This window comes from Streptomyces milbemycinicus (genome assembly GCF_002154605.1).
Taxonomy (GTDB): Bacteria; Actinomycetota; Actinomycetes; order Streptomycetales; family Streptomycetaceae; genus Streptomyces; species Streptomyces milbemycinicus.
The window spans coordinates 1-7650 of the sequence record NZ_MUNE01000744.1; the positions used below are offsets into that span (position 1 = coordinate 1).

Below are 7650 nucleotides of genomic sequence, written 5' to 3' on the forward strand. Positions count from 1 at the left end.
GCCGGGCGGGCCCGCCCGGCCGGGGAACGCCGCCCCGCCGCTGCGGCTGGGCAGCCCGCGTCCCCGGCTGCGGCTGATCAGCCTCGGCCTCACCCTGATCATGCTGGTCTTCGTCGTACGGCTGCTCCAGGTGCAGGCCGTCGACGCGGGCGCGTACGCGGCGAAGGCCAATGTGAACCGCTATATCCCGGTCACGCTGGCCGCCGAGCGCGGCTCGATCACCGACCGCCACGGCGTCGACCTGGCCACCACCGTGGACGCGTACGACATCACCGCCGCCCCCGACCTCCTCACCCCCAAGACGGCCAAGACCGATGACGCGCCGCGCCAGGCCGCCGCGCTGCTCGCGCCGATCCTCGGCGAGGAGCAGACGGAGCTGGAGCGGAAGCTCACCGCCAATCCGAAGTCGCAGTACGTGGTGCTGGCCCGCCAGCAGTCCCCGCAGGTGTGGAAGCAGATCAAGGACCTCAAGAACGCGCTGGACGGCGCGGCGGCCAAGGGCAAGGGCGTGAACGTCCTGGCCGGGGTCAACCGCGAGGCGCACAGCAAACGGGTCTACCCGAACGGGAACCTCGCCGCCGGAGTGCTCGGCTTCGTGGACGCGGAGGGGCACGGCGCGGCCGGCGTCGAGCGGGAGCTGAACAAGCAGCTCGCGGGCAAGGACGGAAAGCGGGTCTACGCCCAGTCCGGCGGCCGTCAGGTGCCCACCGGAGACGTCAAGGAGCAGCCCGCGGTGCCCGGCAGCGATGTCGAGCTGACGATCGACCGCGACATCCAGTGGGCCGCGCAGAGCGCCATCAGCGAGCAGGTGAAGAAGTCCAAGGCGGACAGCGGCTATGTGGTCGTCCAGGACACCCGCACCGGCGAGATCCTGGCCCTGGCCAACGCCCCGGGGTTCGACCCGAACGACATCTCGGACGCGAACGCCGACGCCCTGGGCAACGCCGCGCTCTCGGACGCGTACGAACCCGGCAGCGTCAGCAAGCTGATGTCGATGGCCGCCGTCCTGGAGGAGGGCGCCGCCACCTGGGACACCCATGTGGTGGTCCCCAACCGGCTGCCGCGCGCGGACCGCGCCTTCGCGGACGACATCGACCACCCCACCTGGTACCTCACCCTCAACGGGGTGCTCGCCAAGTCCAGCAACATCGGCACGATCCTCGCCACCGAGCAGCTGGGGAAGAACCAGAAGCAGGCCGATCGGATTCTCTATTCCTATCTGCGGAAGTTCGGGATCGGCAGTTACACCGGGCTCGGCTTCCCCGGCGAGACCCGGGGCATCCTGGCCAAGCCGGAGGACTGGAGCGCCTCACAGCAGTACACGATCCCCTTCGGCCAGGGGCTCTCGCTGAACGCCGTACAGGCGGCCTCCGTCTACTCCACCATCGCAGGCGGCGGCGAACGCATCCAGCCCTCCCTGGTGCGCGGCGCCCAGGGCTCCGGAGACCGCTTCTCGGCCGCGCCGCCCCCCAAACGGACCCGGGTGGTCAGCGAGAAGACCGCGAGGACGCTCACCTCGATGCTCGAATCCGTCATCGACGACCAGCAGGGCACCGGAACGAAGGCGAAGATCCCCGGCTACCGCGTCGCGGGCAAGACCGGCACGTCCAACCGGGTGGACCCCAAGACCGGCCGCTACCACGGCTACACCGCCTCGTTCGCGGGCTTCGCGCCCGCCGACCAGCCGCGGGTGACCGTGTACTGCGCCGTCCAGAACCCGACCAAGGGCAGCTACTTCGGTGGCCAGGTCTGCGGGCCGGTCTTCAAGCAGGTCATGGAGTTCTCGCTGAAGACGCTGCAGGTGGCCCCGTCCGGAAAGCGGGCGGCGCGGCTGCCGGTCAGCTACAGCCCCGGCCGGTGACGGTCAAGCCATGACCCCGATCACTCCGCATCCGCGCACACCACCCACCTGATTTCGCGGGGGAGCGGGTCCGACAGGTACGCTCACGCCGTGCCCCACGCTGATCAGTCTCAAACCTCTCAGCCCTCGCAGAAGGGCGTTCCTTCGAGCTACCCGGGAGCGCCCCGACCTCTCCAGGTCCGCGCCATCCCGCTCCGGGAGCTGGCCGATCAGCTGGGCATCGACGCCCCCAAGGCGCCCGACGCCCCCAAGGCCCCCGAGGAGGCGGCCGTCACGGGCATCACCCACGACTCGCGGGCCGTACGCCCCGGCGACGTCTACGCGGCTCTGCCCGGCGCCCGCCTGCACGGCGCGGACTTCGCCGCCCAGGCCGCCGACCTCGGCGCGGTCGCCGTGCTGACCGACCCCGGCGGCGCCGACCGCGCGGCGGCCACCGGGCTGCCGGTCCTGGTCGTCGAGAACCCGCGCGGCCGGATGGGCGCACTGGCCGCCACGATCTACGGCGAGCCGGGCCGGGACCTGCTCCAGATCGGCATCACCGGCACCTCGGGCAAGACCACGACCGCGTACCTCGTCGAGGGGGGGCTGAAGGCGGCCGCCGCCAAGGGCGACGGCTCGCTCACCGGCCTCATCGGCACCGTCGAGTCGCGGATCGGCGACGAGCGGATCAAATCCGAGCGCACCACCCCCGAGGCCACCGATCTGCAGGCCCTCTTCGCGGTGATGCGCGAGCGCGGGGTCGGCTCGCTGGCCATGGAGGTCTCCAGCCACGCCCTGGTGCTCGGCCGGGTCGACGGCTGCGTCTTCGACGTCGCCGTCTTCACCAACCTCAGCCCTGAGCACATGGAGTTCCACTCCGATATGGAGGACTACTTCCAGGCGAAGGCCCAGCTGTTCACCAAGGCGCGCAGCCGCGCCGCGGTGATCAACCTGGACGACGAGTACGGCAAGCGCCTGGTGGACCTCTCCGAGGTCCCGGTGACCACCTTCTCGGCCGAGGGCCACCCCGACGCCCACTGGCGCGCGGCCGACGTGACCGTGGGCCCGCTCGGCTCCGAGTTCACCATCCTCGGCCCGAACGGCGAGTCCGTGACCGCCGCCGCGCCCCTCCCGGGCGCCTTCAACGTCGCCAATACGCTCGCCGCCGTCGTGGCGCTCGCCGTTGCCGGGATCGACCCGCAGACCGCCGCCGACGGCGTCGCGGCCGTCCCCGGGGTGCCCGGCCGGCTTGAGCGCGTGGACGCCGGACAGCCGTATCTCGCGGTTGTGGACTACGCACACAAGACGGACGCCGTCGAGTCGGTGCTGCGCGCCCTGCGCAAGGTCACCGAGGGCAGGCTGCACGCCGTCCTCGGCTGCGGCGGCGACCGCGATCAGCAAAAACGCGGCCCTATGGGCGCCGCCGTCGCCCGTTACGCCGACACCGCCGTGCTGACGTCCGACAACCCCCGCTCCGAGGACCCGCTGGCGATCCTGGCCACCATGCTCGCGGGCGCCGCCGAGGTGCCCGCTCACGAACGCGGCGATGTGCTGGTCGACGCCGACCGGGCGCAGGCCATCGCCGCCGCCGTCGCCCGCGCCGAGCCCGGCGACACCGTGCTGGTTGCGGGCAAGGGCCATGAGCTGGGCCAGGACATCGCCGGGGTGGTACGCCCCTTCGACGACCGCCAGGTACTGCGCGAAGCCATCGAGCTCGCCATCAAACGCCAAGACAACCAGGGATGACAGACCGCCATGCGCGCACCAGCCCCCTCCCGGCAGCTTCCCCGCACGGCCGGAGGTGATCAGTGATCGCCCTGTCCCTCGCCGAGATCATCGGCATCGTCGGCGGGCAGCCGCACGACATACCGGACGCGGACCGGAAGGTCACCGGCCCCGTCGTGATCGACTCCCGTGAGGTGCGCCCGGGCGGCCTCTTCGCGGCGCTCCCCGGCGAGCGCGTGGACGGGCACGACTTCGCGGCCCGCGCGGTCGCGGATGGCGCGGTGGCGGTGCTGGCCGCCCGGCCCGTCCCGGCTGCCGCCGCGGACGCGCCCGTACCGTCCATCGTCGTGCCCGACGTCCAGGCCGCCCTGGGGGCGCTGGCCCGCGCCGTCGTGCTGCGCCTGGACGCCACCGTGGTCGCGCTCACCGGCTCGGCGGGCAAGACCAGTACCAAGGACCTGATCGCGCAGCTGCTGCGGCGGCACGGCCCCACCGTGTGGACGCCGGGCTCGCTCAACAACGAGATCGGCCTGCCGCTGACCGCGATGAGCGCCGACGAGACGACCCGGCACCTGGTGCTGGAGATGGGCGCCCGGGGCAAGGGCCATATCCGGTACCTGACCGACCTCACCCCGCCCCGCCTCGGCCTGGTCCTCAACGTCGGCACCGCCCACATCGGCGAGTTCGGCGGCCGTGAGGCGATCGCCGAGGCCAAGGGCGAGCTCGTCGAGGCCCTGCCCGCAGCCGCGGAGGGCGGGGTCGCGCTGCTCAACGCCGACGACCCCCTCGTACGCGCCATGGCGACCCGCACCAAGGCCCGTACGGTGCTGTTCGGCGAGGCCGCCGACGCCGACGTACGTGCCGAGAATGTCCGGCTCGCCGACGGCGGTCGGCCGTCCTTCACCCTTCACACCCCTACCGGGTGCAGCGAAGTGACCATGCGCCTGTACGGTGAGCACCACGTGTCGAACGCGCTTGCCGCGGCCGCCGTCGCCCATGAGTTGGGCATGTCCGTCGACGAGATCGCCGTGGCGCTCTCCGAGGCGGGGCAGCTCTCCCGCTGGCGGATGGAGGTCACCGAGCGCCGGGACGGCGTGACGGTCGTCAACGACGCCTACAACGCGAACCCCGAGTCCATGCGAGCCGCGCTCCGCGCGCTGGTCGCGATGGGCACGGCCGGCCAGGCGGAAGGGGGGCGCACGTGGGCGGTGCTGGGTCCGATGGCCGAGCTCGGCGAGGAGTCACTGGCCGAGCACGACGCGGTCGGGCGGCTGGCCGTCAGGCTCAACGTCAGCAAGCTCGTGGCGGTCGGCGGCCAGGAGGCCGCATGGCTCGACATGGGCGCCAAGAACGAGGGTTCGTGGGGTGAGGAGTCGGTGCACGTGTCCGACGTGCGGGCGGCGGTCGATCTGTTGCGCAGCGAGCTGCGACCGGGGGACGTCGTGTTGGTGAAGGCATCCAGGTCGGTGGGGCTGGAGCGGGTCGCGCAGGCGTTGCTCGAGGGCGAGGGTGAGGTCGTCCGCTGATGGGTGGCATGAGGCAGATCCTCTTCTCGGGAGCCATCGGGCTCTTTCTGACCCTGATCGGCACCCCGCTGCTGATCAAGCTGCTGGCGCGCAAGGGCTACGGCCAGTTCATCCGGGACGACGGCCCGCGCTCCCACGGCAGCAAGAAGGGGACGCCCACCATGGGTGGTATCTCCTTCATCCTGGCCACGCTGATCGCCTACGCCGCGACGAAGGTGATCACCGGCAGCGAGCCCACCTTCTCCGGTGTGCTGGTGCTCTTCCTGTTCGCCGGGATGGGCCTGGTCGGCTTCCTGGACGACTACATCAAGATCGTCAAGCAGCGGAGCCTGGGCCTGCGGGCCAAGGCCAAGATGCTCGGCCAGTTGATCGTCGGCGTCGCCTTCGCGATCCTCTCGCTGAACTTCGCCGACTCCCGGCAGCAGACCCCCGCCTCCGACCGGCTCTCCTTCGTCCAGGACTTCGGCTGGTCCTTCGGCCCGGTGATCTTCGCGATCTGGGCGCTTTTCATGATCCTGGCGATGTCGAACGGCGTGAACCTCACCGACGGCCTCGACGGCCTGGCCACCGGCGCCTCCGTGATGGTCTTCGGCGCCTACACCTTCATCGGCGTCTGGCAGTACCAGGAGTCCTGCGCCAACGCGCAGACCCTCACCAACCCCGCGTCCTGTTTCGAGGTCCGCGACCCGCTCGACCTCGCGGTCGTCGCCTCCGCGCTGATGGGCGCCTGCTTCGGCTTCCTGTGGTGGAACACCTCGCCCGCGAAGATCTTCATGGGTGACACCGGCTCCCTCGCGCTCGGCGGCGCGCTCGCCGGCCTGGCCATCTGCTCCCGCACCGAGCTGCTGATGGCGATCCTCGGCGGCCTGTTCGTCCTGATCACCATGTCCGTGGTCATCCAGGTCGGCTCCTTCCGGCTCACCGGGCGGCGCGTGTTCAGGATGGCGCCGCTACAGCACCACTTCGAACTCAAGGGGTGGAGCGAGGTCCTTGTGGTGGTCCGGTTCTGGATCATCCAGGGCATGTGCGTGATCGTCGGACTCGGCCTCTTCTACGGGGGATGGCGAGCCCAGTGACACTGGACGTCTCCGACCTCGCCGGGCGGCATGTCACCGTCGCCGGACTCGGCGTCTCCGGGGTCCCCGCGGCGCGTGCGCTGCGGGGCCTCGGGGCCACGGTGACCGTCGTCAACGGCGTCGACGGCGAGCGGCAGCGCGCCGAGGCGGCCGAACTGGAGGCGCTGGGCGGCGTCACGGTCCGGCTCGGCGACGGGGACACATTGCCCCAGGGCACGGAGCTGATCGTCACCACGCCCGGCTGGAAGCCGAGCAGCCCGCTGTTCCTGGCGGCAGCCGAGGCCGGCGTGCCGGTGTGGGGGGACGTGGAGCTGGCCTGGCGGCTCAGGGGTGCTGACGCGCCGCCCTGGCTCGCGGTCACCGGCACCAACGGCAAGACCACCACCGTGCGCATGCTGGCCGCCATCCTGGAGGCGGCCGGGCTGCGCACCGCCGCCGTCGGCAACATCGGCGTCTCGCTGCTGGACGTGGTGCTCGGCGACGAGCCGTACGACGTACTGGCCGTCGAGCTCTCCAGCTACCAGCTGCACTGGGCGCCGTCGCTGCGCGCCCACTCCGGCGCCGTGCTCAACCTCGCGCCCGACCACCTCGACTGGCACGGCTCGATGGCGGCGTACGCGGCCGACAAGGGCCGTATCTACGAGGGCAACCAGGTCGCCTGCGTCTACAACGTCGCCGACCCGGCCACCGAGGACCTGGTGCGCGCGGCCGATGTCGAGGAGGGCTGCCGGGCGATCGGCTTCACCCTCGGCACGCCCGGCCCGTCCCAGCTCGGCGTCGTCGAGAACATCCTGGTCGACCGGGCCTTCGTGGCGAACCGGCAGAAGCAGGCGCAGGAGCTCGCCGAGGTCTCCGATGTGAACCCGCCGGCCCCGCACAACATCGCCAACGCCCTCGCGGCGGCCGCCCTGGCCCGCGCCTTCGGTGTCCCGCCCACCGCCGTACGGGACGGGCTGCGCGCCTTCCGGCCCGATCCGCACCGCGTCGAGCATGTCGCGGATGTGGCCGGGGTGGCGTACGTGGACGACTCCAAGGCCACCAACACCCACGCGGCCCAGGCGTCGTTGGACAGCTTCGAGCACATCGTGTGGATCGCCGGCGGCCTGGCCAAGGGCGCCACCTTCGACGAGCTGGTGGTCGCCTCGGCGAAGCGGCTGCGCGGGGTCGTACTGATCGGCGCGGACCGCGCCCTGATCGGCGAAGCCCTCGCGCGACACGCGGCAGATGTCCCGGTTGTGGACCTCGACCGGACCGACACTGGGGCGATGGCGGCGGCTGTCCGGGAAGCGGCCCGGCTCGCCCGGCCGGGCGATACGGTCCTGTTGGCTCCGGCCTGCGCCTCGATGGACATGTTCGTCAACTACAACAAGCGGGGCGACGCCTTCGCCGCGGCGGTTCACGATCTGGCATCCGGCCGGGTCCCGGACGATCAGTAACCCGCCGGTCCCCCGCGCGGACCGCTCGCGCGGGGACCTTGGAGGGG

The 7650-nt window shown here is 71.7% G+C and carries 5 protein-coding genes; all 5 read left to right on the plus strand.

Features of this window, described 5'->3' with window-relative positions:
- Positions 1-1861, plus strand: a 1861-nt coding sequence (locus tag CCN51_RS44820) for a peptidoglycan D,D-transpeptidase FtsI family protein (RefSeq protein ID WP_107426237.1), incomplete at its 5' end; no start/stop codon positions are given.
- A gap of 48 nt (positions 1862-1909) precedes the next feature.
- Positions 1910-3586 (plus strand): UDP-N-acetylmuramoyl-L-alanyl-D-glutamate--2,6-diaminopimelate ligase, encoded by a 1677-nt coding sequence (locus tag CCN51_RS44825; RefSeq protein ID WP_405385169.1) that lies wholly within the window; start codon positions 1910-1912, stop codon positions 3584-3586.
- 62 nt (positions 3587-3648) lie between these two features.
- Complete coding sequence (locus CCN51_RS44830) at positions 3649-5091, plus strand: UDP-N-acetylmuramoyl-tripeptide--D-alanyl-D-alanine ligase (RefSeq protein ID WP_014180445.1); 1443 nt, start codon at positions 3649-3651, stop codon at positions 5089-5091.
- 8 nt (positions 5092-5099) lie between these two features.
- Entirely contained in the window at positions 5100-6167 is a 1068-nt protein-coding gene (gene mraY, locus CCN51_RS44835) for a phospho-N-acetylmuramoyl-pentapeptide-transferase (protein WP_043491945.1), read from the plus strand.
- Entirely contained in the window at positions 6152-7603 is a 1452-nt protein-coding gene (gene murD, locus CCN51_RS44840; protein ID WP_055414036.1) for a UDP-N-acetylmuramoyl-L-alanine--D-glutamate ligase, read from the plus strand. Before mraY ends, murD begins: the two co-directional genes overlap by 16 nt.
- Positions 7604-7650: the final 47 nt, after the last annotated feature.

What these genes read in the sequence shown, in the direction of transcription:
- mraY (WP_043491945.1), top strand. Translation starts at nt 5,100, where the DNA reads ATGAGGCAGATCCTCTTCTCGGGAGCCATCGGGCTCTTTCTGACCCTG.
- murD (WP_055414036.1), top strand. Translation starts at nt 6,152, where the DNA reads ATGGCGAGCCCAGTGACACTGGACGTCTCCGACCTCGCCGGGCGGCAT.